Annotated in this window: 27 protein-coding genes and 1 pseudogene; 19 read left to right on the top strand and 9 right to left on the bottom strand. The window is 60.7% G+C overall.

Annotation, left to right across the window (positions count from 1 at the left end; translation table 11 throughout):
* Positions 1 to 94: 94 nt before the first annotated feature.
* Positions 95 to 505, bottom strand: coding sequence for a hypothetical protein (locus C482_RS05825; RefSeq protein ID WP_006166580.1), 411 nt, complete (start codon positions 503 to 505; stop codon positions 95 to 97).
* 92 nt (positions 506 to 597) lie between these two features.
* Positions 598 to 891, bottom strand: coding sequence for a MarR family transcriptional regulator (locus C482_RS05820; protein ID WP_006166579.1), 294 nt, complete (start codon positions 889 to 891; stop codon positions 598 to 600).
* 262 nt (positions 892 to 1,153) lie between these two features.
* Between C482_RS05820 and C482_RS05815 the strand changes: the two genes are divergently transcribed.
* Genes C482_RS05815 through C482_RS05805 form a run of 3 tightly spaced genes read left to right on the top strand, consistent with a single transcriptional unit; the run spans position 1,154 to position 6,876 of the window.
* On the top strand, positions 1,154 to 4,681 hold the full coding sequence (locus C482_RS05815) for a DUF7289 family protein (RefSeq protein ID WP_049896513.1): 3,528 nt from the start codon (positions 1,154 to 1,156) through the stop codon (positions 4,679 to 4,681).
* Positions 4,682 to 4,735: 54 nt separating this feature from the next.
* Complete coding sequence (locus C482_RS05810; protein ID WP_006166577.1) at positions 4,736 to 5,059, top strand: EMC6-like membrane protein; 324 nt, start codon at positions 4,736 to 4,738, stop codon at positions 5,057 to 5,059.
* Between the two features lie 2 nt (positions 5,060 to 5,061).
* Positions 5,062 to 6,876 carry a ribosome biogenesis/translation initiation ATPase RLI gene (locus tag C482_RS05805; RefSeq protein ID WP_006166576.1) on the top strand — a complete coding sequence of 605 codons (1,815 nt, stop codon included), beginning with the start codon at positions 5,062 to 5,064 and terminating at the stop codon, positions 6,874 to 6,876.
* 95 nt (positions 6,877 to 6,971) lie between these two features.
* On the opposite strand, the gene C482_RS05800 is transcribed toward C482_RS05805, so the two are convergent.
* From C482_RS05800 to C482_RS05790, 3 genes and pseudogenes are all read right to left on the bottom strand, one after another.
* The gene (locus tag C482_RS05800) at positions 6,972 to 7,961 is read right to left on the bottom strand and encodes a hypothetical protein (protein WP_006166575.1); all 990 of its coding nucleotides are present in this window, start codon (positions 7,959 to 7,961) and stop codon (positions 6,972 to 6,974) included.
* A 232-nt stretch (positions 7,962 to 8,193) separates the two neighbouring features.
* A pseudogene (locus C482_RS05795) lies at positions 8,194 to 8,834 on the bottom strand (class I SAM-dependent methyltransferase).
* Between the two features lie 27 nt (positions 8,835 to 8,861).
* On the bottom strand, positions 8,862 to 9,383 hold the full coding sequence (locus tag C482_RS05790; RefSeq protein WP_006166572.1) for an archaemetzincin family Zn-dependent metalloprotease: 522 nt from the start codon (positions 9,381 to 9,383) through the stop codon (positions 8,862 to 8,864).
* A gap of 39 nt (positions 9,384 to 9,422) precedes the next feature.
* Between C482_RS05790 and C482_RS05785 the strand changes: the two genes are divergently transcribed.
* From C482_RS05785 to C482_RS05770, 4 genes are all read left to right on the top strand, one after another.
* Positions 9,423 to 9,839 (top strand): UPF0146 family protein, encoded by a 417-nt coding sequence (locus C482_RS05785; RefSeq protein ID WP_006166571.1) that lies wholly within the window; start codon positions 9,423 to 9,425, stop codon positions 9,837 to 9,839.
* A 36-nt stretch (positions 9,840 to 9,875) separates the two neighbouring features.
* The gene (locus C482_RS05780) at positions 9,876 to 10,541 is read left to right on the top strand and encodes a DUF3267 domain-containing protein (protein WP_006166570.1); all 666 of its coding nucleotides are present in this window, start codon (positions 9,876 to 9,878) and stop codon (positions 10,539 to 10,541) included.
* Between the two features lie 100 nt (positions 10,542 to 10,641).
* Positions 10,642 to 11,574, top strand: coding sequence for a TIGR01548 family HAD-type hydrolase (locus C482_RS05775; RefSeq protein WP_006166569.1), 933 nt, complete (start codon positions 10,642 to 10,644; stop codon positions 11,572 to 11,574).
* 153 nt (positions 11,575 to 11,727) lie between these two features.
* Entirely contained in the window at positions 11,728 to 13,500 is a 1,773-nt protein-coding gene (locus C482_RS05770; protein ID WP_006166568.1) for an FAD-dependent oxidoreductase, read from the top strand.
* Positions 13,501 to 13,734: 234 nt separating this feature from the next.
* On the opposite strand, the gene C482_RS05765 is transcribed toward C482_RS05770, so the two are convergent.
* On the bottom strand, positions 13,735 to 14,694 hold the full coding sequence (locus C482_RS05765) for a winged helix-turn-helix domain-containing protein (RefSeq protein WP_006166567.1): 960 nt from the start codon (positions 14,692 to 14,694) through the stop codon (positions 13,735 to 13,737).
* 308 nt (positions 14,695 to 15,002) lie between these two features.
* Here C482_RS05765 and C482_RS20310 point away from each other — a divergent pair, with 308 nt between their 5' ends.
* Positions 15,003 to 15,872, top strand: a complete 870-nt coding sequence (locus C482_RS20310; protein ID WP_006166566.1) for an ester cyclase — start codon at positions 15,003 to 15,005, stop codon at positions 15,870 to 15,872.
* A 285-nt stretch (positions 15,873 to 16,157) separates the two neighbouring features.
* Entirely contained in the window at positions 16,158 to 16,403 is a 246-nt protein-coding gene (locus tag C482_RS21620) for a hypothetical protein (RefSeq protein ID WP_006166565.1), read from the top strand.
* Here C482_RS21620 and C482_RS05750 read toward each other — a convergent pair.
* Positions 16,400 to 17,251 carry a glycerophosphodiester phosphodiesterase gene (locus C482_RS05750; RefSeq protein WP_049896514.1) on the bottom strand — a complete coding sequence of 284 codons (852 nt, stop codon included), beginning with the start codon at positions 17,249 to 17,251 and terminating at the stop codon, positions 16,400 to 16,402. The genes C482_RS21620 and C482_RS05750 overlap by 4 nt on opposite strands.
* Before the next feature lie 144 nt (positions 17,252 to 17,395).
* Here C482_RS05750 and C482_RS05745 point away from each other — a divergent pair, with 144 nt between their 5' ends.
* The 3 genes from C482_RS05745 (at position 17,396) to npdG (ending at position 20,040) form a co-directional block, all read left to right on the top strand.
* Positions 17,396 to 17,653: a hypothetical protein gene (locus C482_RS05745; protein ID WP_006166563.1), complete on the top strand. Its 258-nt coding sequence runs from the start codon at positions 17,396 to 17,398 to the stop codon at positions 17,651 to 17,653.
* Positions 17,654 to 17,851: 198 nt separating this feature from the next.
* Positions 17,852 to 19,279 (top strand): hypothetical protein, encoded by a 1,428-nt coding sequence (locus C482_RS05740; RefSeq protein WP_006166562.1) that lies wholly within the window; start codon positions 17,852 to 17,854, stop codon positions 19,277 to 19,279.
* A 92-nt stretch (positions 19,280 to 19,371) separates the two neighbouring features.
* Positions 19,372 to 20,040 carry an NADPH-dependent F420 reductase gene (gene npdG / locus C482_RS05735; RefSeq protein ID WP_006166561.1) on the top strand — a complete coding sequence of 223 codons (669 nt, stop codon included), beginning with the start codon at positions 19,372 to 19,374 and terminating at the stop codon, positions 20,038 to 20,040.
* A gap of 90 nt (positions 20,041 to 20,130) precedes the next feature.
* Here npdG and C482_RS05730 read toward each other — a convergent pair whose 3' ends face one another.
* Positions 20,131 to 20,433: a thioredoxin family protein gene (locus tag C482_RS05730; RefSeq protein ID WP_083858588.1), complete on the bottom strand. Its 303-nt coding sequence runs from the start codon at positions 20,431 to 20,433 to the stop codon at positions 20,131 to 20,133.
* Between the two features lie 191 nt (positions 20,434 to 20,624).
* Here C482_RS05730 and C482_RS05725 point away from each other — a divergent pair, with 191 nt between their 5' ends.
* The 6 genes from C482_RS05725 to C482_RS05700 all read left to right on the top strand — a co-directional run bounded on the left by C482_RS05725 (position 20,625) and on the right by C482_RS05700 (position 23,480).
* A complete protein-coding gene (locus C482_RS05725; RefSeq protein ID WP_006166559.1) occupies positions 20,625 to 20,786 on the top strand; it encodes a preprotein translocase subunit Sec61beta in 162 nt (53 codons plus the stop codon).
* Between the two features lie 112 nt (positions 20,787 to 20,898).
* Positions 20,899 to 21,519 carry a pyridoxal 5'-phosphate synthase glutaminase subunit PdxT gene (gene pdxT, locus C482_RS05720; RefSeq protein WP_006166558.1) on the top strand — a complete coding sequence of 207 codons (621 nt, stop codon included), beginning with the start codon at positions 20,899 to 20,901 and terminating at the stop codon, positions 21,517 to 21,519.
* A 97-nt stretch (positions 21,520 to 21,616) separates the two neighbouring features.
* On the top strand, positions 21,617 to 22,084 hold the full coding sequence (locus C482_RS05715) for a bifunctional nuclease family protein (RefSeq protein ID WP_006166557.1): 468 nt from the start codon (positions 21,617 to 21,619) through the stop codon (positions 22,082 to 22,084).
* Entirely contained in the window at positions 22,084 to 22,368 is a 285-nt protein-coding gene (hisE, locus tag C482_RS05710) for a phosphoribosyl-ATP diphosphatase (protein WP_006166556.1), read from the top strand. The genes C482_RS05715 and hisE overlap by 1 nt, the downstream gene beginning before the upstream one ends.
* An 89-nt stretch (positions 22,369 to 22,457) precedes the next feature.
* Positions 22,458 to 22,805 (top strand): four-helix bundle copper-binding protein, encoded by a 348-nt coding sequence (locus C482_RS05705; RefSeq protein WP_006166555.1) that lies wholly within the window; start codon positions 22,458 to 22,460, stop codon positions 22,803 to 22,805.
* A gap of 66 nt (positions 22,806 to 22,871) precedes the next feature.
* Positions 22,872 to 23,480: a hypothetical protein gene (locus C482_RS05700; RefSeq protein ID WP_006166554.1), complete on the top strand. Its 609-nt coding sequence runs from the start codon at positions 22,872 to 22,874 to the stop codon at positions 23,478 to 23,480.
* Here the strand turns inward: C482_RS05700 and C482_RS05695 are convergent.
* Positions 23,458 to 23,841, bottom strand: coding sequence for a DUF5518 domain-containing protein (locus C482_RS05695; RefSeq protein WP_006166553.1), 384 nt, complete (start codon positions 23,839 to 23,841; stop codon positions 23,458 to 23,460). The two genes, C482_RS05700 and C482_RS05695, sit on opposite strands and share 23 nt — an antisense overlap.
* 83 nt (positions 23,842 to 23,924) lie before the next feature.
* Here C482_RS05695 and C482_RS05690 point away from each other — a divergent pair.
* On the top strand, positions 23,925 to 24,538 hold a 614-nt coding region (locus tag C482_RS05690), incomplete at its 3' end, for an NOG1 family protein (protein ID WP_006166552.1).

The raw sequence follows: 24,538 nt of genomic DNA, 5'->3' as shown, positions 1-24,538 counted from the left end.
CACATGTGACTGTTGGGAGTGGCATGACTGAGCGGCGACGAGCAAAGTCAGGGATGCAGGTAGTAGTGATACGACGACTTGGAGAGTGGTGGCGTCACTCCGCTTCGTGCCGATACAGGCTCGGGTTTCGCCACCAGAACAGTCCCCAGGAGAGCATGAATCCGGCACCCATCGCGATGATGTCCTGCAGGATCTGCCAGAGGCCAAACCCGACGATTGCGACCAGCGCGAGTGACGAGCCGAGTGCGGCACCGACGATGACGAACACCACGTCACCGATAATGTGCTCTCGTGGCTGCTCCCAGTAGTGCTGGCGGTCCTCGTCGTACCAGACGCCGACGTAGATCAACACCGGCGACATCGCCGTGATAATCGTGACGACCTGATAATCCTGCCCCAGTCCTGCCGGCCCGAGAACCGTGAAGTTGAGCAAATTCGCGATCATCGCCGTCGCGAACAATCCGACCAACAGCCAGCCCCACCGCGGTAACGCCTCCTTGTCCATATCTGGGGAGCGTCACTGTATCAAAATAATCCTGCCGTTCTTGGTGTCATCGTCGATTCGGACAACAAGAAAGAGAGTGGCAGCGTTAGGCGTTATTCTGCGCAGCAGGCGTCTTTCTTCGGGGCTTCCTCGACACCATTTCCATCTGCAGCCACTGGTTCCTCCAGCCGATACAAGCTCTGGCGCGCATCAGCAAAGTAGATATCTTCGTCGACCATTCCAATTTCCTCAAGACGCTCGAGTGCGTACCGAACCGTCCGCGCCGAGAGCATCGACTCCTCGACGATCTGTTTCTGGGTGAGCGGCCCGTCGTACTCGAGAACCTTGAAAACGAGTTTGGCGCTCGGAGGCAAGTCTTTGATCTCCTCCCCGTCGGTCTCTACCATGTTACGAATCGAAAGCCCGCAGCAGTATAAAAGTTGAGCCTTTCACCGACAACCTTACAGAAAATTCCAGCCATCCCGGAGAGTAAAATGGATTCATTGCGTTTGCAGGCCACGATATCGACCATTGACCAGGTGGTCAGCCATTCTCCAGGATGGAGTGTTCGTTAGAGACCAGATGATGTCCCGATCGGCCAATCTGGTAACATTGTTAGGTATACATATTTTTATAGTTGGTATTAGTTACTGACTCATAAGACTAGAAATGGACGGGGATCACAGGGGGTTCGGTTGGGGTCGGGCCGCAAGTCCAGTACTAGGTATCGTTCTTCTCTTTGCGATGGTGGGAATCGGTGCGGTCCTACTGTTCGCAGCCGGTTCCGTCATGCTCGATGGAATTGGTTCCGAAGTAGATCGCGAGAAGGCACACCTCTGTATGGATGAGACCGACCACCGACTCGGCACCGTCGCCTCAACGGGATACGATCAGTCGATGGCGCTTGACGACCCAGATTGTCAGCCATTGGTCGTCGACGACGGCTCGATTTCAATTACCTGGTATAACAGTTCAGATGGAGAACAGCCGCCATGGGACAACTCGAGTCGGACGGCCACTGAAGAACTTGGTGCCCTAGAGTTAGAACTGGATGATCGGACGCTTGCACACCAGGGTGGTGCCATTTGGGAGGTTACAGAGTCCGGTGTGCGAACCGAAAAGTCACCGTCGATCGGCTTCAGCGAGAACGGGCTACTGGAACTAGGGTTCATGCAGGTTCACCAGGCCGAGACTGTCGGCTCGGAGGGAACCCTCAGACATGATCATGAAAGCGAATCTGAGGCGGCAGCGAACCTCACTGCGGCAGTTGCGCAGGCGGAGGAAGACGTTGCGATTAAAATCGAGAGCGAGTATGCGGAGGGGTGGAAGAATCACCTCGAAAGCGAAGAGGAGTATGCCGACCGATTCCCTGAGTTCGATGTTAGTGTGGAGTCGACCTCGGACTCCAACGAGGTCGTGATGACGATCAAGGAAATCGACACAGCGCCAGAAGAGCCGTACTTTTTGATCGAGGAGGACCACGGACTATGGCATCAGGGCGGGAACAAGTCACTCTCTAGTCATATTTTGGAGCATGGGGAGTCTTTCCACATCAATACGACACTAACCAATTACGGAAACGAACCAGGAAAGGTCACCGCTACGCTCACGATTCGGGACGAATCTGGTACTAGCGTCGGAAGCCGGGAGATTACATCGGATGACAAAATTGATCCCGGACAATCTATCTCAACGGCAGATCACATGGAGTGGAACTGGGGCGGGCCTGGCGCAAACCACTTTTTCAAAGCCGGTAACGCAAACGGCAATCACGCGATCGGCGTCGAACCGGGTGAAGGGTATGAATACAACGTCAAAACGGACCCAGGAGGGGATTCCCTCAACGAGCCAGGCCAATTCATCATCGAGGATGATCCACCGGAGGTCACCATCACTGACGTCGAGGATCCAGTCGGTCAGGGAGACACGTTAACTGTCCATGCGGATGTCGAAAAGCGCGGCTATGGAGACGATCAACTCGTTTGGCTCAGTGGATTCGACGGCAACATCGTTGACACCGCCGAAGTCGATTCAGATGGGAGTGGAATGGAATCCGTCGAACTCGAGTGGGGCAGCGTCGATCTGCCTACGGACTCCACTGACACCGAAATCGCAGTCGGAACAGAATCGAACAGCACCACCGAAGCGGTCGAGGTCTATCCGTCGCTCAACATAACGGATGTCGATGTGCTTGATGATCCGGTTGAGGAAGACGGGTCGGTAACCGTTGAGGCAGCCGTCGAGGCTGTGGGTGATACAGCCGAGACAGACGTGATACTGGAGGACTTCGATGGAAACGAAGCTGATAGCCAGTCCGTTACGGTTCCGGGTGCGGATACAGAGACTGTCGAACTCGAGTACACTGGTGTTGGAGAACGAACTGATCGCATCACGGTCAGGACGGATAGTATCCGGGCGGAAGACGACGAGATGGAGGAAGTCGTCGTCGTCAAGCGGGATGGGCCCCAATGTGACGCCGTCGATTATGAAGGAAGTGGATCGGAACACAGTCCGTATCAAATAAGCAACGTTGATCAGCTCCAGTGTATCAACGACCAGGGACTCGATGATCACTACGAACTCGTAGACGACATTGACGCCCACGGGACCGAGTACTGGAACCCAGTTGTGAGCCACTCAGAAACGGTACACGCTGAAAGAGGCGAATTTGGTGCAGGTGATCTGATTGAACTCTCTAACACTCCCGTAGTCGAACGGAGTGTCGAGGTAGATGCAGGAGCTTGGAATAGTGATCCAGACTTTGAACTCGTTGATGCCGAATCGGGAGTCGTAGAGATCCAAGATAATCCAAGATGGAGCGACAACTGGGAAGAACTGTATTTCTCTTATGACGCTTTAGCAGAGTCCGGCGAACCGCGTGGATTCGAGCCGATCGGGCAAGACGGGAACCCCTACGCCGCACACGGCGACCAGGGAACCTCCAGTGGCTCGTTCGACGGTCATTTCGATGGCAACGGACACCTAATCGAGGGACTGTCCATCGACCGTCCTGACGAACGATTCGTTGGGTTGTTCGGTGCGACGGGTCACACGACGAACGCCGATCCAGTCGGTTCGGGGTCGACGATCGAGAACGTCAGACTCGCCGACGTAAATGTCCACGGTCGACAACACGTTGGAGGACTCGTTGGACAAGCAGGTGGCGCAGTGATTGAATCCAGAAGCGAAGGACACGTTGAAGCACAGGAACAACTCGTCGGTGGACTGATCGGTGACGGGGCCCACGCAAACATTGACAACGAACTCGTTGCCGAGGGCACCGTTATCGGGGGAGATAATCTGGACGGAATAAACGGAGAGGGTATTGGAGGACTGATTGGTCGATCGACGTGGCAGACGGAGGTTTCGACCGGCTATACGCAAGATATGACTGTCGAGTATCGACCGAATGGACAGCCAGTCGATGACTACTCCCACGTGGGTGGTATCGCTGGAACGTCCTCATACCGAGACTCGACGTTCGAACAGATGTACAGTACTGCAACGGTCGAGGGGTACCATGGTGATGCCGGTGCAATTGTCGGTACTGTTCTTTCGAACGGAGACCACTTCAGAGAGAGTGTCTACTGGAACGACGAGATCGAAACAGATGCCGAAGGCGTCGATGACACCAATGGAGCTGCAACGCTAGATTGGATCGGCCTTACTACCGATGAGATGCAAAACCACACAATCGACGAAATGGCCAATCTCGACTACGAAGATGACGGTGGTTCTTGGGTTGCGGTCCCTGAGGATTATCCACGGTTCGCCTGGGAACTCGAGGCAGAGGGGATCTTCGAGGTCGACATCAACGACGTCGAGAACGTAACTGCCGGCGAATCCACCACGATCGACGTCACGGTTACGAGCCGCGATCCGGATCTGGATGAGGAAGATGCCCCACAGATAATCACGCTCACGAACCCCGACGGCCAGGTCGTCGATACGGAAGAAGTGGTAGCAAGTGATCTGGACGGAGACGGCGAGACGGAGATCGAACTCGAGTGGCAGACCAGTCTCAACGACGATGGCGTCGGCGAGGTTACTGTTCGGAGCGAGGATCGAGCGGATTCAGCACCGATCGAGATCGAGCCCGGCGAAGAAATCGACTGGACTGGGGACGCAGATGGATCATTGGACGACATCGGCGATTCCACGATTGATATTGATGTTGATGCCATCACGGTTGGCTGACTGAGCTGCCACCAACCCGAACCCCTTTTCACCACCGACGATAGAGTCACAGACATGTCGACCGAATCGATTAGCGACCGGCGCGAGCACATTCGCTCGATCAGCGTCACCGCGCTGGCCGCGCTGCTCGGCGTCGGGACGGCGCTCGCCTCCATGGCGCTCACCGGTGATGTCTCACCGGGTGATGCTGCAGGCGATACGCGAGCGCTCTTGCTCGTCCTCACTGCGATCGTCGCACAGATCGTGCTCTTCGACGTCACGAGCATCTACAGCGACGACGAGTTTGGTGTCAAACACTACCTGTTCATCACGTTCATGACCTTCTCGATGTGGTTCGTGACGTGGGGTATCCTGCTCACCGCGGAGCTCAACGCATAACCATGGCGGACGACAGTATCGCCGTCGTAGACTTGGATCGGTGCCAGCCCGACCGCTGTGGCTACGAGTGTAAGAACTACTGCCCACCGAATCGGACTGGCAAGGAGTGCATCACGCTCCGTGGCGAAGAAACGCCTGAGGGACAGCCCGAACAGGTTCGCATCTCCGAAGAGATCTGTCTCGGCGAAACCTGTGGCATCTGCGTCGAGAAGTGTCCGTTCGACGCAATCGAGATCATCAACCTGCCACAGGAGTTGCAGGAAGAACCTGCACACCGCTACGGCGAGAACGCGTTCTCGCTGTATGGTCTTCCGGCACCACAGGAAGGGAACGTTACCGGTATTCTCGGTCCGAACGGGATCGGGAAGACCACCGCTGTTCGCATCCTCGCCGGTGAACTCGAGCCCAACCTCGGCCGCTACGAAGAGTCACCAGGCTGGGACGACGTACTCGAGGCCTACCGCGGCACGGAGCTCCAGGACTATATCGCAGACGTGCGCGACGGCGAGATTACCGTCGCTCGAAAACCGCAGTACGTCGACCAGATTCCGAAACAGTTCGACGGCAACACCCGCCAGCTCTTGGAGCAGACGGATGAACGCGACGCCCTTGACTCGCTCGTCGAGCGACTGTCGATCGGCCCCGTCATGGACCAAGCGATCGAGGATCTCTCCGGCGGCGAGCTGCAGCGTGTTGCGCTCGCAGCAACGCTGGCGCGAGACACGGACTTCTACTTCCTGGACGAGATCACGCCGTATCTCGATATCGGACAGCGTGTTACTGCAGCGCGACTGATTCGCGAACTCGCCGAGGACGAAGGCAAGTCGATGCTCGTCGTCGAGCACGACCTCGCAATCCTCGACCTGCTCGCGGACACGCTGCACGTCGCCTACGGTGAGCCCGGTGCCTACGGTGTCATCACCTCGCCGAAGTCGGTCCGCAACGGGATCAACGAGTACCTCGCAGGCTACCTCGACAACGAGAACATGCGGATTCGCCAGAACCCGATCGAGTTCGAGGAGCACGCTCCCCGAACCGCGACCCACGGCGACGTGCTCGTCGACTACCCCGACCTCACCAAGAGCTACGGGGATGGCGAGTTCAGCCTCGAAGTCGAAGGCGGTGAGATCCACCGCAACGAGGTCCTTGGCATCGTCGGCCCGAACGGAATCGGGAAGTCGACGTTCGCGAAGTTGCTGACGGGGAACCTCGAGACGGATGAGGGCGACGCTGATCTCGATCTGGATATCTCCTACAAGCCACAGTACGTGACGATCGACCAGCACATGCGTGTCGACGCATTTCTCTCCTCGATCACGGACCAGTTCGGTTCTTCGTACTGGAACACCGAGATCGCCCAGCCGCTCCAGTTAGAGCGGATCATGGAGCAGAACCTCTCCGATCTCTCGGGCGGTGAGCGCCAGCGGGTCGCCATCGCTGCTTGTCTGTCCGACTCGGCGGATCTCTACCTGCTCGACGAGCCGTCGGCACACCTCGACGTCGAACAACGCGTGCAGGCAACCAGCGCGATCCGGCGCTATGCCGAACAGCAGGACGCGACCGTGATGGTCATCGACCACGACATCTACATGATCGACCTGCTCGCGGACCGACTGATGGTCTTCGACGGCGAACCCGCAATGCACGGTCACGCCGGCCAACCACAGGCCATGCGCGACGGTATGAACGAGTTCCTCGCCAATCTTGAGGTGACGTTCCGCCGCGACGAGCGTACGTCGCGTCCGCGGATCAACAAGCCGGAGTCGCAGCTAGACCGCGAGCAAAAGCGCGAAGGCGAGTACTACTACTCGCCCTGAGACAGGTCCCCTTCGCCTCGCGTCTCGGCGTTTCCGCGTCTTCGAGTTTCGACAACCCCCGCTGCTCCCGTTCACTACACGAACGTATGGACCGTTCAGCGATCCGTAACGTCTCGATCGAGAACCACGACGATTCCTGCTAACACCAACAACACGCCCAGCAACGCGTAAGCGAGGACCGCACTCGAGACGACCAGCGCTCCGGTCGCCCCGAAGACCGCGCCGGCGGCGGCGACGAGTGTCCCGAAGAGAATGAGTCCGGTGCCGAGGAGTTCGGTCGTCACGCCGTCGTCCTTGGTGTCTGTCGTTGCATCGGGACGCTCGAGTGGGTCCACCAGTCGCCACTCGGGTTCGTCGGCGCGTTCGAGTCGGTAGCGCCCGCGAGAGAGCGAGGAGAGCAGCGCGTCGCTTGCGGCGTGGACGGTGGTCATCCACCAGTCGCCAGTAGCTGTAGCAGTGTCAGCGCCGGCCTCGGTCTCCGCGGCGGACAGGTCGGTTCGAGCGAGATACACCGGTTCGCCGACTGCGTGGTCGATTGACGCGGCGTCGTACCCGACATCTTCAATGAGCCGGGCGAGCAGAAAGTCCTCGGACCACGGGATTGGCTTCTCGAGTTCGAATGCGATGACCTCACCGTGCGGAAGCGAAACAGTGAGATCGACTGTCGTCTCGTCGAGGGCAGTCACGTCGGTGATCCGGCCCTCGACGTAGCCCTCGGGAGTCGTCATTACGTCGATGCGACCGAGTTCGTCGGCAAGCGGGCCTTCCTGGGGATGGTGGGTAGCGTTCGACCGATTGGCATCGCCAGCCGTACTGTCTGGCGATCCATCACGGCGACCGTCGCTGACACGACCGTCGAGGTCGGGACGGTCGGTGTGATACGTCCGATCAGGGTGGTCGTGACGATCACTCGACTCGATAGACCCGCGTGTCACCTCGATCTCGACCTCACCGCCGGACGCCTCACCGTCAGATTCGTCTCCGTTCGTGGCGGATGGGGTCGAGTTCGAGTTGGTGGGAGTGTCAGCATTGGCACTCGAGTTAGAGTCCGAATCTGCGTCGGTGGGGGAGTGGTCGTCTGTCACGAGTGGAGTCGGAGGGAGTTGTTGGAAGCGGGTTCTGGGTGAAGGCGGACAGCCTGCCGAATTGCTGGTGTCGGTATCAACACTGTCGAAATCGGGTAGTCAGTCACCCGTACGGGATCGAGCGGTGTAAGTCGTTTGCCAGTATCGTGTGGTTATTGCACGGGCCAGTCGGTTGCCTACCGAATCCGAGCAAGAGCAGCCCACTCTGACAGTGGACATCCCACGTCGAAACTCACAGCGGCGTCGCCCGACTCACCGCGAACAGGCCGTCACCGTGGCCTTCACGAACGTCGACCGCCGCTGGCTCGAGTTCGGACGGGTCCTCGAAAATCGTCTGGACGCGCGTCTCGATTTCGAAGCCGGCCGACTCGAGGGAGGTAGACGCCTCGTCTGCGGTCAGAAACTCCGCATCGGCGTAGAACGGACTCTCGTCCTTGTGTTCCTGATATATCTGTCCAACTGGGCTCGCGCGGTCGAGGATGGCCACCACGAGCGTCCCGTCCGGCTCGAGGACACGGTAGGCTTCGGCAAGTGCAACAGCGGGGTCGTCGACGAACGAAAGCACGGTGACGAACTGGACGTGCTCGAGTGCCCCATCATCGAACGGAAGCGATTCGACGACACCGCGAACGGGAGTGACGCCGCGCTCGCGTGCTCGGTCGAGCGGGGTGCTTGCGGGGTCGACTCCGAGGGAGATGTCGAGCGGGCCGGCGAACCGGCCCGTGCCGACGCCGATCTCGAGCGCGCGATCAGGAATGGGGGATGGACAGACGCGTTTTATCGCATCCTGTTCGGCGCGGTATGCACCATCGTTGGTTTCGAACCAGTCGTCGTACGCGTCGGTATGGNGGTTTCGTAGGGGGAGGGTGTCATAGCTGGAGAGGGGACAAAACTCGAAGGTTACCCAATCAGTCGCTGACAGGTGCCACAGAGATTCTCTTCTTTGATGTCGACTTCGCGGACGGTCGGCGAGAAGTTCATTACGCAGCGGTTGTTGTCACAGTGTTCGAGGCCGTACGTGTGACCGATCTCGTGAACGATCTCCTTGCGGACACGGTTCTCGAAGATTTCGCTGGCGCTCTTGTTCGAGAAGCCGCCGTCGCTCGAGGTCTGCAGGCGGTAGGTCGAGACGACGCTGCCGCTGCCGTCCAAGTAGGCGAGACCGAAGACGTAGTTTCGACGACGGTAGAAGAGGTCGTGTGGCGTGATGGCGATATTCTTCGCGCCGCGGCCGACGCGCTCTGCGAGCTGGATAAACGCTTCGGCAGAGTACTGGTCGCGTCCGGAGTCGTACGCGCCGTTTGGCACCGGCTGGGAGTCAGTCACGGAGACATCGCAGTCGTAGACTGACCGCAACGCGGAGGATGCCGCCCGTTTGACTGCCGCGGGGACGTTGCCGACCGGCACGATGTCGACGAGCATGACAAACGCTATGGTCGCTTTGCTCATAAACATCCCGCCATGGGCCACATTCGGCGAAATCAAACAACACTGACAGTGATCCTCGCGGCATACGACCGACTCGTCGAGGTGGGGATTGGCCGTCGGACGGACGTTGCCGCGGCGCTCGCCGAGCGTGGCTGTACCGTGACGGCGACGGATATCTACGAACGAGACGTGCCTGAGAGAGTCAGTTTCGTCCGCGACGATATCGTCGATCCAGATCCGTCGCTCTACGCCGATGCGGACGCGATCTACGCCCAAAATCTGCCGCCCGAACTCCACAGACCTGCCTGTGACGTAGCTCGGGAAGTGGATGCAGACCTGCTCTTTACGACGCTCGGCGGCGACCAGCCCGCGATTCCGGTCGAACGGCGAACGATCGAGACGGGAACGCTGTACGTGAGCGAGCGACCCGGTTCGGGTCGAGACGCATGAATTAACACCGGCGGAACCGTTTCGTCAGGAGAACCCGTGCTTCCCGAGCCACTCCTCTCTGCTCTCCTGTTGGTGTTCATTACGGCCATCATCGCGGCAGCGATCGCCGGTCTCGGAACAGTCCTCTGGATCGTCCTCCAGCTCGCGGCCGCCCCCGGTGTCGTGGTTCACGAATTCGCCCACGCGATTGCCTGCCGACTCATCGGCGTTCGGATTCACGAGGTTGTCTACTTTCGCTTCGGCGAGCCGGCCGGCTACGTCCGTCACGAACAGCCTGAACGGTACCACAACGCCTTCGTCATCGGTGTCGCGCCGTTTCTGGTCAACACCGTCGTCGCGTTCGGCGCGCTGCTCGCGTTCGCCGACCTTGTGACGACGACCGGAATCGTCACCCCATCCAACGGAGTATTCCCTGCCGTCGACCCAGGTGCTGCGTCGCGCGAGCTACTCGTCGGCGCGGTCGCTCTGGCCTGGCTTGGTCTCGCGATCGGCGTCCACGCCTTCCCGAGCACCGGCGACGCGAACGCACTCTGGGCACAGACACGCACAAGGTGGCGTCGCTCACCGCTCGTCCTGCTCGGCATCCCGTTCGTTCTCGTGGTCTACGTCGTGAGCCTGCTCTCGTGGCTGTGGGCTGACGTCCTCTACGCGATTGGGCTGTTGCTGCTTGCGTTTGCGGTCGTCGGCTCGCCGCTCGTGTGATGGCGGTGGTCGAACGACTACTCCGTTCGTTCGATCGACGGCCGGCGCGTCAAGCCGGAAAATCGACCGGCTTTATTCCCACCAGCCCGTTCGAGGCGGTATGACCACGAACGCGAACGCAGCTACAACTGCGCCACTCGAGGCAGACGTCGATGCCGTCGTCCTCGACATCGACGGCGTTCTCGTCGACGTCGCCGACTCCTACCGGCGCGCGATCATCGAATCCGTCGACATCGTCTACGACCGGACGATCCGCAAGGACGATATTCAGCAGTTCAAGGACGCCGGCGGCTTCAACAACGACTGGGAGCTGACCTACGCCGCCGCGCTCTACGTGCTCGCAACCGGCGAGGGCTACGACGCGTCGCTCAAGGAGTTCACCGACGACATCGCCGCCGCAGGCGGTGGCCTCGAGGCCGCCGAGAGCGCCGTCCGGGACGGCATCGGCGCACAGGCGACGAAACGCGTCACCGACCGCTGGGACCGCGAGCGCCTCCGTGACGTCTTTCAACAGCTCTACCTCGGCGACGAACTCTATCGGGCACTGGAGGTCGGTAATCCTGACGATGACCTGCACCAGGAGGGGTTCATCCACGACGAACCGGTGATCCTCGACGAAGAAACGCGTAACTGGCTGCTCGACGAAGCCGGCGTCTCGGTCGGCGTCCTGACCGGCCGACCCGAGGCAGAGGCCGAAATCGCGCTCGACCGCGTCGGCCTCGCGGGCGACATTCCGGTCGAACACCGGTTTACGATGGACGACTGGGACGAGGGCAAGCCACACCCGCACGCGCTGACGACACTGGCCGAGCGCTTCGACGCCGACAGCGTCGTCTTCGTCGGCGACACGCTGGACGACGTGCGAACGGCAACGAACGCGAGTGAGGCGGATCCGAGCCGCGAGTACCACGGCATCGGCGTCCTGACCGGTGGCCTCACCGGCACAGAAGGTCGACAGAAGTATGCTGACGAAGACGCAGCGGCGGTACTCGAGTCGGTCAACGAACTCCCCGCATTGATCGCGGACGAGTAAGTGGGGACGTGGAGAGACGAGTTTTCGAGTTCCTGAGTTCCCGAGTCCCCGAGTCATCGAGTCGGTGAACGGATGCGCGGCCAGCACTCAGCTACTGGAAACCAGCAGGTTCGCACGCCCGTTTTTTGCCACCGCTCGGTGTAGCGTGGTCCCATGACCGCACCCGACTCCTCGTTTTCCTGTGCACCCAGTTTACCAGGTGAGCCGACTGCCGTCTGGCTCGCGGAACCGGCCGACGCAGCGCTCGATGAGCCAACGGGGGGCGCAACTGACGAACCAGTCACTGAGTCAGTCGACAAATCTGCCCCCGCGCTCACAACCGACCGAACCGTCGATGTCTGCGTCGTCGGCGCTGGCATCGCAGGGCTCTCGACCGCACTCGAGGTACGCGAGCGCGGGAAGAGGGTCGCGGTCCTCGAGCGCGACCGGATCGCAGCCGGAATCACGGGCAAGTCGACGGCGAAGCTGACTAGTCAGCACGGTGCGATCTACGACCACCTACGCCGGGAGTTCGGCCGGCGGGAGGCAAAGCAGTACGCGGCGGTACAGGAGCAGGCGATCGACGAGGTCGAGGGCCGGATCGAGGAGTTCGGGATCGACTGCGGCTTCGAGCGCCAGCCCTCGTACCTCTACGGAGACGACCGGGATACGATCGAACGCGAGACCGACGCCGCCGAACAGGCAGGACTGCCGGCAACCTTCGTCACCTCGGTACCGCCGTTCGAACGGGCACAGGCCGCCGTCCGGTTCGACGAGCAGGCGTGGTTCCACCCGCGCCAGTACCTCCTCGGAATTGCGGACGTACTGCAGGACGACGACGGCGCGGCCGTCTACGAGGGGACTCGCGTGACAGATGTCGAGTCCGGAGCACCGTGTCGCGTACAGACCGAGTCGGCGACGGTGACCGCCGAGCAGGTCGTCCTCGCGACCGGTTTTCCGATTCTCGACCGGGCGGGCTACTTCGCGCGGATGCACCCGAAACGGTCCTACGTGCTCGCACTCCGTCTTGACGGCGAACCGCCCGCGGGGATGTACTACCGGACGGGCGACAACTACCGCTCTGTTCGGACCTATCGCGGCGGTGGGAGTGGGGCGGACGGGAGCAATGGAGGCGACAAAGACAGCGAGGATCTCCTCCTCGTCGGCGGCGAAAACCACAAAACCGGCCAGGGTGGCTCGACAGTCGAGCGCTATCGCACACTACTCGAGTGGGCCCGCGAACGATTTCCTGTCGAATCAGTCGCCTACCGGTGGTCGAACCAGGACTACAAACCGGTCGACAAGGTACCGTTCGTCGGACGTGTCGGTGCAGGTGCACAGAATGTGTACGTCGCCACCGGGTTTCGTGGCTGGGGGATGACGAACGGCGTTGCCGCCGGCCAGCTGTTAGCGGCGCTCATCGACGGCCGCAAGCCACCCGAACGGAAGTTGTTCGATCCGATGCGGGTCACCCCGAAGGCGTCGGCTGGAAAGACGATCACCGAGAACGTCGATGCCGCGAGCGAGTTCGCAACCGACTGGTTCCGTGCGATGCTCACGCCCGAACTGCGCTCGCTCGCTCCCGGCGAGGGCACCGTGATCCGCAGCGGCGGGAAACCAGTGGCGTGTGCGCGGGATGCCGGCGGCGACCTGCACGCGACCTCAGCCGTCTGCACCCACATGTACTGTCTCGTGGAGTGGAACGACGCCGAATGTAGCTGGGACTGTCCCTGTCACGGCTCCCGGTTCGCGCCGAACGGTGAGGTGCTTCAGGGGCCGGCAAACGAGGGGCTCTCGAGTGCAAGCATCGATGGTGGTGTTGAGGTGGGTGATAGCGCAGGTACCGAAACGAGTGTGAACATCGACAGCGACAGCGACAGCGACAACGGTAGAGTCGGTGACGGAAGTGAGAGCGAGGATAGGGGCGAAACTGAGGGGCGAGATTGAGGAGAGAGTGGCGGCAGCAAACTCGAGATGCTGTTGAAACCATTGACCGCGGACAGGACTCAACCAGGCTTCGTATTTATCACAAACCTAGTTGAGATGTAGGTCCATTATGGAAATCGTCGAATGAAAAATTGATCGGTTGATCGGGAGTTGGTCAGTTATATCAACTAATCAGCAGATGACTGTCCGAAGAGTACGTTGGTAAAGGTGTGGCAGAGGCATAGATAACGCTCACTAACTCCGGTCCGTGGAAATGACGTCCAACTGGTCATCGTACGTGAGGGTGAGTTCCTCATTCTCCAAGCGGATCGTCATCCGGATACGAAGGGGGTCCTCCGAAAGGAGTTCTTGCTCTACATCAAGGAGGAGAGCGAATTGTTCGGGCGTCGAAAAGTCAAAGTCAATCCCGTAATCGTAGTAAAATGCAGTCACCGCCGGTTCTCTCGTCAGATAATTCGAAATCGGCATCGACCAGCGGTACTCACACTGCTCACAGACGTGAGTCACGAGTATCCAGAAAATTGACTCGCAGTGCTCACAGAACTGATACTCCTCCCAATCGGGCTGGTGATCATCACAGATATAGATCGAGGTGATGGGCATGTCACCCGCACACTCCGGACACACGCCATCAATAACCGATGCCCGACGGTGGGCAGTCCAGATCCAATCAGCGTGGCCAATCTCGTTCGGGGTCCGGTTTCGCACTCCCGACGGCGGGAACTCGCTCATGCTGATGACGCCCGGGGGGAAGCTCGGGACACACCGTACGTCACAGTCGGCGCATTCTAGGTAGCGCCATCCATCCCGATAGCTGCATAGCGTCTGTCCGCCACAATACGGACACGAGACATCGATCCCGACCGGTTCGACCTCTGGATGCTCCAGGGCGATACCGGAGAGGAGCATACGGACGATCCGTTTGCCCGATTCCCTGAGTTCATAGCCCTCCTCGGAGTGGCGAACGAAGTGGGCTGTGAGTTTATCGAGGTGATAGTGGATTTGACCGGGATCGCTGACGGTGACTCGTTCCCGGAGATCGGCGAACCGCATCGGCGACGAATCCGTCGGATTGTCGCCCTCCCAGAGGGCCTCCAATAATTCGAGCCGGGTTTCGTCGGATAGCAGCTTGAAGGCCTCGGTTGTGGCGGCCGTATCCGGTTGGCTCGTATCCTTCCGGGACGAATTCCCCATGTGTGTTATTTGCAACCATGGGTCAAAAACCCACACCATCACTACGATCATGTACCGTGTTGGGGGCGGGCTTACTCGTCGTCCCAACACCAACAGCTAGCATATCTTATTGAAGGCTCGTTCTATCGAAAATCCAATTGAAACATCATTCAAACAACACTTATTCCGGAGTCCGTCGAATGGTAGTTGAGGATTGACAATGAGAGGTATGGAGACCAAGCTGACTCCAACCAGGTCCGCGATAACCGAGGGTCACTGAGCGAGTACTTGGTGATCCGGTCAATCCTCAGCCCTCAAGGAGCTAATCTATGCCACAGACACAAGACCAACGAGAAGCGAACAAACGAACCGCACACCGGGTCTACGACGTTTGGGACGGTGGCGATATTGAGGTGCTTGACGACATCATCGCCGAGGATGTTGTATTCCGTGGGCCTGAGCCGGTCGGGACCGCTCACGGGCGGGAGGCATATAAGGACAATCTCCGGATGATCCGGGCGGGGTTTCCAGACTTGTCCTTCACAGCCCACAATGTCGTCGCCGAAGGCGACACGGTGATGGCGAACTGCACGTTCGGGGGCACCCACAACGGCGAGCTGATGGGAATCGAACCGACCGGAACCTCGGTCGAGGTGCGATGGTTCGGAAGCTACCGGTTCGATGACGGAAAACTGGTCGAAGTGACCGGCCTCCCCGACCTATTCGGGGCATTCCTGCAGGTCGGCGCAATCGACCCGCCTGGAAGCCCGTCGACAACGGAAGCCGAAAACAAGGAACTAGCCCGTACCTTCGCACAAGAGATCATTAGCGAGGGCAACCTCGATCTCGTCGATGAACTCTTTGCAGACGACTATGTCGAGTACAATTCTGCTCTCCCCGAGCCAATTCAGGGCCCAGAGGAGGTCAAAGAATACGTCAGGACGCTTCGATCCGCGGTTCCGGATATCAACTGTGGAGTCGAGGATCTGATCGCCGAGGGCGACATGGTGGTCAGACGAGACCGGGCTACCGGGACCCACGAAGGCGGGTTCATGGGGGTCGAAGCGACGGGGAAGGCCGTGGTAGAAGGCCACCACATCCACCGAATCGAAGACGGGCAGTTCGTCGAGTCGTGGGCCCAAAACGACGTGATGGGGCTCCTGATGCAACTCGGTGCCGTCGAGCCACCAGGAGAATAATACCCCCTAATCGTTTCCAGCGAACACTACGGGCGAGGCCAATAATTGACGGTGGCAATTTGTTGTTGACCACTCAGTAGGAGGGACGATTCCCGTGTCAATAGGCAGGAGTTGCCGTTTGCGCCAGACACGCTCTGTATTCAGTACACACTTTGTATCCGTATCTGGAAATCTCACCAGAGCAAACGAGTACCACCTGCCAGTGCCGACGAAAAACAGGTGTTTTTACAGCCAAGAACACGTCATACCACAAGGTTGTTGGTCATCCAACATGCTGGAGAAGGTATGGATCGAACTGACGTTTTTTTCGCACTCATCACCTTCCTACTGGCAGCGCTCGTCTACGAACTTGGCGACGGAACCACGCCGGGTATCATCGGTATTCCGGTCTTCTTACTCCTGTACGGGATTCCGGTCTATCTCGGCGGTGTCTTCCTGGTTACAGTTCTCGGTACAGAGAACTCCCCCACAGCGCAAACAGCGCAGACAGAACGAGAGACCGACTCCAGCGAGCAGGACCAGGATAGCTAACGCGTAAGCACACCTGCAGCGTGCTGGAGTCCCGGATACTCCGCGATAATCCCATCCACACCCGCCGCCGCAAGCTGGTCGTACTGCACCCAGGTCACAACCGTCCAGACGTTGACCGCACGTCCCTCCTCGTGGGCCGTCTCCACGATGTCGACAGCCGGCTCTTCGGAATCGAACTCTGCGTACTCGGTCCCAGCGAGGGGGAGGCCGGCGATTGCGTTTCGTGGTGGATGGATCGCCTCGCAGTCGTACCGTCGCGTCAGTTCGAGGCCGGATTCAAGTGCGTCCCAGACGAGCACTGCGATGTCGTACTCGGGGCCAACGTCGCGGGCCGCGGCGAGTGCGCCCTCGCAGAACGAGGAAAAGAGGATGTCGCCGTCGAACGCGTCGCACTCGGCGACAACACGCTCGACGAACGGCGTCCACAGCGCACGCCGTTCCGACCGCTCGTTTGAATCCAGCGACTCACCGAAGCGCAGGTCACTCGCCCCGCAGTGTTTCAGTTCGACGTTGACGCTGACGCTGTCGGGAACGGCCGCGAGAACGTCGGCGAGCGTCGGCACTGTCTCCTCGGTTCCGAGCACGCTGGCTGACTGGATGTCATCGAGATCGGTCTCCCAGATGAGCCCCTCAGCGTCGGTGAGCGGACGGCCGTCACGCGAGCGAGACGGGTCGCCCTCGAGCCGCTCGTCGTGGATGACGACCGGCGTGCCGCAGGCGGCAGGCTGCACGTCGAGTTCAATCATCGCGGTGTCCTCGCGGGATGCAGCAGCGACGGCCGCACCGACGGTGTTCTCGGGTGCGACGCCGGCGTAGCCGCGATGAGCGATGAGTGCGGGATCGGACATGTACTCGAGTCGACGCACGTGACGGAGTGTCTTGGGAGCTACGACGATTGAGACCAATTTGAGCCTGGGCAGCGTGATCAGGCAGCTGTGAACAGGAGCCTGACCGCGGACACGTTGAACACCCTGGCCGTCGAACGACAGTCCATGGCCGACAGCACGCTCGACGATGTGAGACGAGCACTCGATCGCGCGACCGAACTGCAGGATGACGAGGCGCTGTCCGTCCTTCGAACTGCCCGTGAGGATCTCAAGGCACTCGGAAACGACGCAGATGTTGATGAGGAACGGCGACGAGAGCTTGTGGATCGTGTCGACCAGCGCATCCGCGAGGTCGAGAACCGGGACGACTACGACAGTGGGCTCGGTGCGGCGATGAACCCGGACGAGGACGAGGCACCGTAGGACGTCGACCAGACGGTGCCAGCGGCCAAGTGCGAACCGGTAGTAGAAGTAGTGTCCACCTACGGCACTGTGACCGCACGCGCTGCATGCTTGCCGTCATCGACTGACGGTTGTACAAGGGACAATCGACACCTAATGAGCCGTTGTGACTGCAAACGGTCGGGTTGCTTTTATCACGCTCTCGGTGACCGTTCGCCTATGACGAAGCCATCTCGACGCCGGCTCCTCCAGGGACTCACGACGGGAGGCGTCACGCTCGGTGCAGTCCAGTGGAGCGACAGAACAGTACGAGCACGTCGGCAACCGAACACGGAGACAGAGACAGAGACAGAGATGGACGCGAACGCGGAGACGGACACCGACGGCTCGCTCTCAGTGTCGATTGCCGAAACGAACGCGCCCGTACCTGCTGGCGAGTACCTGCAGGTCGAGGCAGAACTCGCCAACACTGGTTCGACGGACGTTCGAGCTGAGGCCACGCTCGTCGTCGGCGTCGGTGAAACGGAGATTGCGCGCCGTGGTATGACAGTCGGCGCTGGCGAGACAGAGACGATTCGACAGGGGTTCTACACCTATCCCGTCCCACAGGACGACGAGTTTCCAGTCCGTGTCGAAACGCCACACGGCGTCGCCGAGCAGACGGTCAGCGTCACCGCAGCTGAGGCGTTGCCAAGCGCCCGGCCCGACGACGAACTCGCCGTACAACTGGGTACTGAGGTGCTGTTCGAGGCCGAAGCGGTCGATTCGGACGAGTCCCAGACGACGATCTGGTGGGTCGACGGCGAGCGTGTCAGCAGCGGCGTCGGTGGTGCCTGGGAGTGGCAGTACTACGAGGAGGTCAGCGCGGACTTCTGGTGGCACGAGTTCGACGAGCGCGGCAGCCACGAGGTGACCGCGGCCGTTATTCTGGGCGATGGATCAACCGGACCAGGAGAAACGGCCGAGGAGACCTACGCTACCCGCTGGGAGATCGAGGTGACAGATGACGGTGCGGTATCGCCCTCGGCCGAGGGAGTGCGACCGACGGAGCGCGTTGTCTCAGTGAGCGACCGGGAAACGACCGAGTTCGAACTCGAGGCGATCGATCCAGACGGCGGGCTGGACCGCGTCGTCTGGTGGCTCACCCAGGCAGACCGTATTCTCGGTGTGACCGAACTCGAGGGCGGCGCTGACACGGCGACGGTTTCGATGGACGGTGGCTGTCACACCTGTCATGTCGTGCCGTGGGTGATTTGCGACGACGGCACCGCCACCACACTGAGTTCACGGTGGGAAATCGATGCGGTTGGAGATGGAGGCGATGAGAACGATGACGACGGCGACGATACCGGCGAATTCGGGCTCTCAATCCAGGGAACGAACTCGCCCGTCGACGCCGGCGACTTCCTCGAGGTAACCGCGAGCGTGACGAACAACGGAGATGAGACGCGAGCGGCGTCGGTCGAACTCATCGTCGGCCACGACGCGACCGGTGTCGACAGCGAGACGGTCACCCTCGAACCCGGCGAGAGCGAGACACTGACGCTCGGCTACGAGACGTACGAAACCAGTCAGGACGAACAGTTCCCCGTCCGCGTCGAGAGCGACGGCGTCACAGCCGAGACGAGTGTACAGGTGTTCGCCTGAGACCGTCGACTGAGACCACGCTATTCGCAAAGTCCCGGCGAGATCGACCGATCCCCGCACCCTTTATTCGAATGCCGACGAGAGTGACAGGTATGCGAATCGCACTACTCGGCGGCACCGGCGATATCGGCGAAGGGCTCGCACTCCGCTTCGCCCGAGATACCGACCATGAAGTCCTCATCGGCTCGCGTGACCCCGAAAAGGCGCGCAACGCCGTCGAAGAGTACAACTCGGTACTCGAGTCCACCGGCGTCACAGCAGATTGCAAGGGCTTCGCCAACGAGATGGCTGCGGACCGCGCTGACGTCGTGATCCTCAGCGTGCCGCCGTACCACATCGGCGACACCGTCGAAGCCGTTGAAGACGTGCTCGACGAGGATACAATTCTGGTCACCCCCGCTGTCGGCATGAAGGGTGACGAAGACGGTATGCACTACCACCCGCCGGGAACGGGCAGCGTCAGCGAACTCGTCGCCCAGCGCGCGCCGGACGGCGTTCCCGTCGTCGGGGCGTACCACAACCTTGCTGCTGGAAAGCTCGCGAACATAGACCTCGAATTCGATCTGGATACGCTGCTCGTCGGCGACGACGCGGATGCAAAGGAGATTGTTCGGAATCTGACGAACGAGATCGAAGGGCTGCGCGCGCTCGATGCCGGGCCGCTCGCGAACGCGGCGGAAGTCGAGAGCGTGACGCCGCTGGTTATCAACATTGCAAAGCACAACGAGGAGATGCACGACGTTGGCGTGAAGTGGGTCTAGTTTCAGATAGACTGCCTCCACAAACGCTGCCTCCAGTGCAACCGCTCACGGCACGGTCTGAGAAAAACAAAACGTCGAGTCGTAGAGAGCTTACGCGCCCGCGGACTCGAGTGCGTCCTCGAGATCCTCGCGCTGGGTGACGCCGACGAAGCGCTCGACGATGCCGTCGTCGTTCTCGATGATCAGCGTCGGCAGCGAGCGTACCTGATACTCGTTGGCGACATCCTGCTGTTCGTCGACGTTTACCTTCTCGACCTCGAAGCGACCGTCCCAGTCGTCTTCGAGCTCTTCGAGAATCGGGTCCTGCGTCTTGCAGGGGCCGCACCAGTCCGCGTAGAAGTCCTTAAGCGTGACAGTCATACGGTTCAGCGCTAGTTGCCACGCGCAGCGCATAAGGGTTTCCCAGTCGTGACGGCTTGCTGCCATCGCGAGTCGGATTGGCACAGCGACAGCGAGCAGCGACACTGGGAGTACTCGAGACGGCCCACCGGACGAGTCGGCCTCCCGCGCGACCACAACCACCTTCGAGCATAGCCAACTACGGGAGTCGAAAGTTTTAGTTCCCAGAGCGCATAGGGACTGGTATGGATAAAGGACAGAATACTGGCGGGCTGATGTCCAGTGCCGGCCTCGTCCGGTACTTCGATGCGGAAGACTCGAACGCGATTCTCATCAACCCGAAGACGGTCATCGCGACGGGCGTCCTGATCGGCGTCCTCGTGCAGCTGCTGACGTTCGCTTCGTAAACGTCCCACACAGCCATTTCCGCGGTACTTCTCACACAGACACACGCCACGATAGCGACAGGTTTCGTCGCCGTGCGCGCCACTTTTGACCCTTGTCTCCCTACGGCAACCCATGACACTTCAGGCCGGCGTCGTTGCCGTGCAGGGCGACGTTGCAGAACACGTCACAGCCATCGAACGGGCCGCAGCGGCCCACGAACGCGACGTCGAGGTCCGCGAAATTCGCGAGTCGGGGGTCGTTCCCGACTGTGACTTCCTCGCGATGCCCGGCGGCGAGTCCACGACCATCTCCCGACTGCTCCACGATGATGGTATCGCCCCCGAAATTCAGGACCACGTCGCGGCCGGCAAGCCGTTGTTCGCCACCTGCGCCGGCCTGATCGTCGCCGCGGCCGACACAGGCGACGAGCGCGTGGACGAACTCGAGTTGCTCGACGTGACGGTCGAACGCAATGCCTTCGGCCGCCAGAAGGATAGTTTCGAAGCGCCGCTCGACGTGGCGGGGCTCGCGGACGACGAGCCGTTTCCGGCAGTGTTCATCCGCGCGCCGGCGATCGCGGACGCGGGATCGGCCGAGGTGCTCGCGACGTGGGACGGGCGACCGGTGGCGGTTAGAGACGGGCCGGTTGTGGGGACTTCCTTCCACCCGGAACTGACGCCCGATAGCCGGATTCACGGGCTGGCGTTCTTCGAGAACGATGCGGCGGCGCTGCCGGCCTCGGATCCCGCGTAGGTAGTAACGAAGCCCGCCTAGGCGTAACCGACGACACAGTGCAGGTATGCGTTCGCAACCGGGCACGTTTTTCTTCCCGGCTGCCGTTACTAGGGTTATGCAGGCATCTATCGACGCGGTTCGCGTCGCCGGCACCCCGCAGGGACCGGTTCCCGTCGTTGTCCTCGAGATCGACGGCAGGGACGACGTGGTTCCCATCTTCATCGGCTTCAATGAGGCCTCGAGTATCGCGCGCGGCCTCGAAGCTGAGGACATCGGCCGGCCGCTGACACACGATCTGTTGCTCGACGTGATGGAAGAGTTGGGAAGTCGAATCGACCGCGTCGTCGTCAGCGAAATCGAAAGCCGCGAGGACGGCCAGGGCGGCACCTACATCGCTGACCTCCACGTCGCGACGCCCCGCGGTGAAACTGTCATCGACGCCCGGCCGAGCGACTCGCTCGCGCTCGCCGCGCGAACGAACGCTTCGATCGAGGTCTCGGAGGCCGTTTTCGAGGACAGTCGAGACGACAGCGAGAAGTTCGCGGAGTTAGAAGACATCCGTAACGTCTCCGGTGAATTGTAATGGACGATACGCTTGACGAGCTGTTCGCCGTCATTGAGGACCGCAAGGAAACGCTGCCCGAGGACTCCTACACCGCCTCACTCTTTACCCACGACAAGGGAGAGAACGCGGTACTCGAGAAGCTCGGCGAAGAGACGACAGAGCTCATTCTCGCGGCGAAGGACGATGACGAGGAGGAAATCGCCTACGAAGCGGCGGATATCGTCTACCACCTGCTTGTCTTGCTCTCAATGAAGGACATGGAGATCGAGGATCTCGAGACGGAACTTGAGGCGCGGGGCTGACCCGCTGGCCCACTGCTTTACGACTCCATTACGTCTCCCTTGCAAACGCCTATCGGACGTTGATGAGCAGTGCCGATGTCCGTTCTCTGATGGCGCTCGACCAGCTTCCACACGCGGACGACCACATGCAGGAGTGTATCGACAACTGTCTCGAAGCCGCGCAGGTCTGTGAGTGGTGTGCAGACGCCTGCGCCGAGGAAGGGGAGGGAATGGCCCGCTGCATCCGGCTCTGCCGGGACGTGGCGGACATCGCGACGCTGCACGCACGCTGGATGGCGCGGAACTCAGGGTACCACCGCGATCTCGCCGAACTCTGTGCGGACCTCTGCGAGGAGTGTGCCGAAGAGTGCGAGCAACACGACCACGACCACTGCCAGGCCTGTGCGGAGATCCTGCCGGCGTGCGCCGAGAGCTGTCGAGAGATGGCGACGAGCTAACCGCGACGCTGCAGGTCCGTTGAACGCGACCGAACACTTTTGCAACAATTCGTTGAAGCGAACCGTATGAGCTCGACACTCCGCCGAAATGCCGACATCAGTCGTAGAATCGACAGGTTGGCAACCGGCTGCAAGCGGTACGGGCCCGGTCGGCTCCCGAACGCCGATCGTCGCGATATCGGAGCTGGCTACGCGGGCGCGAGCGCCGCCCTCGCGATCAGCATACTGTTCATCCTGAGCATGCTCGCGCTCACACAACTCGGCTCACCGTTCGGCGTCGGACACCCCTTCTGGGCACTGAGTGCAATTGTCGGGCTTCCGATCATCGTCCCAGCAGCGTTCCTCGTGGGTGCCCTCGTCTGGCGGACGCTTCCAGCGATGAGTCCGGCGACGATTCCCTATTTCGGTGCCGTTGCAGGCCTCGTCGCAACGATACTAACCTATCTCGTCTCGATTGCGATCGTCTTCGTCCTCGCCGTGGGGCTCCACACTACCGGCGGGTCAGACGCGGTTCTGTGGGACGCTGCAACGCTAACCGCGCTCATCGCGATTGTTGCAGCCACGTTCACGGCCTGGTTCACGCTCCCCCTCGGCTGTCTGAGCGGTGCAATATACGAACGCGCTCGCACTCGATCGGTTCCGGACGCGCCCGCTACCGGCGCGGGTTCGGATTGAGCACGCCGCCGACCGCGCCAGCGATGGCGCTCTCGAGTGCCATCACGAACGAGATGGCAAGCGCGACGAACAGGATACCGAGGCCGGCGACGCCGGAGAAGAGACCGCCGATCGGCCCGGCCGCCCAGCCCGAAATAGCGACGATGAGGGCGATGAGCGTGCCGCCGACGAGTCCGCCGAACGCACCGGCAAGCAGTCCGTGCCAGAAGCCACTGGCGAGGCCGCCGCCGGCGAGATAGCCCGCAACGAAGCCGCCGAACAGGACGGCGACGAGCTGTCCGATGCCGGGAACGACCACGCCGACCACGCTCAGGACCGTTGCGACCAGGAATCCAATAATAACCGCGCGCCAGTTAGTCATCGTGTCTCTCTTCGCGTCGTGAACGGATAAGCGCTCGCCGCATAACGAACGACCTTTTAAGACCGCGCGTTCTACCTGTGAGCATGATTTTCGAAGACCTTCCGACGACGCCCACGTCGGAAGAGCTGATCGACAAGGCGTTTTCGCGGGCAGCGCGGGCCGGCAAGGCAAAAGGCGGCCTCGAGGCCCAGCAGTCGATGCTCCAGACCGCGGCGAACATCATCTCAGACAACCTGGAAAACGTCGTCACGGCCTGGCCGGACTTCGACTACGAAGACGACGTCCACCCGTTCTACTACGAACTCGCGGACGCAATCGTCGACGTCGACGAGTTGCGACAGGCGCTCTCAGAGACGATGTGGGCCAGCCGGAAGGCTCGCGAGATCCACAACGAGTACCAGCCGCGGCTTCGCAAGACCGACATCGACACCGCCCGCAAGCACCGCAAACAGGCCTTCGCACGGCTCGCAGACATCGTCGAACAGATCGACGACGAACTGCTGTACATCAACAAGTCGCGAAACGACCTGCGAGACTTGCCCGAGATCAACCCCGAGGAGCCAACGATCGTCGTCGCCGGCTACCCGAACGTCGGCAAGTCCTCGTTCGTCAATGACGTCACGAGCGCCCGCGGCGAGACGGCCTCCTATCCGTTCACGACGAAGGGGATCCTGTCTCTTATACACATCTCTGAGCG

Source organism: Natrialba chahannaoensis JCM 10990, from assembly GCF_000337135.1.
Taxonomy (GTDB): Archaea; Halobacteriota; Halobacteria; order Halobacteriales; family Natrialbaceae; genus Natrialba; species Natrialba chahannaoensis.
The sequence above is the reverse complement of the archived record's forward strand: the minus strand, read 5'-3'. Positions and strand labels throughout refer to the sequence as shown.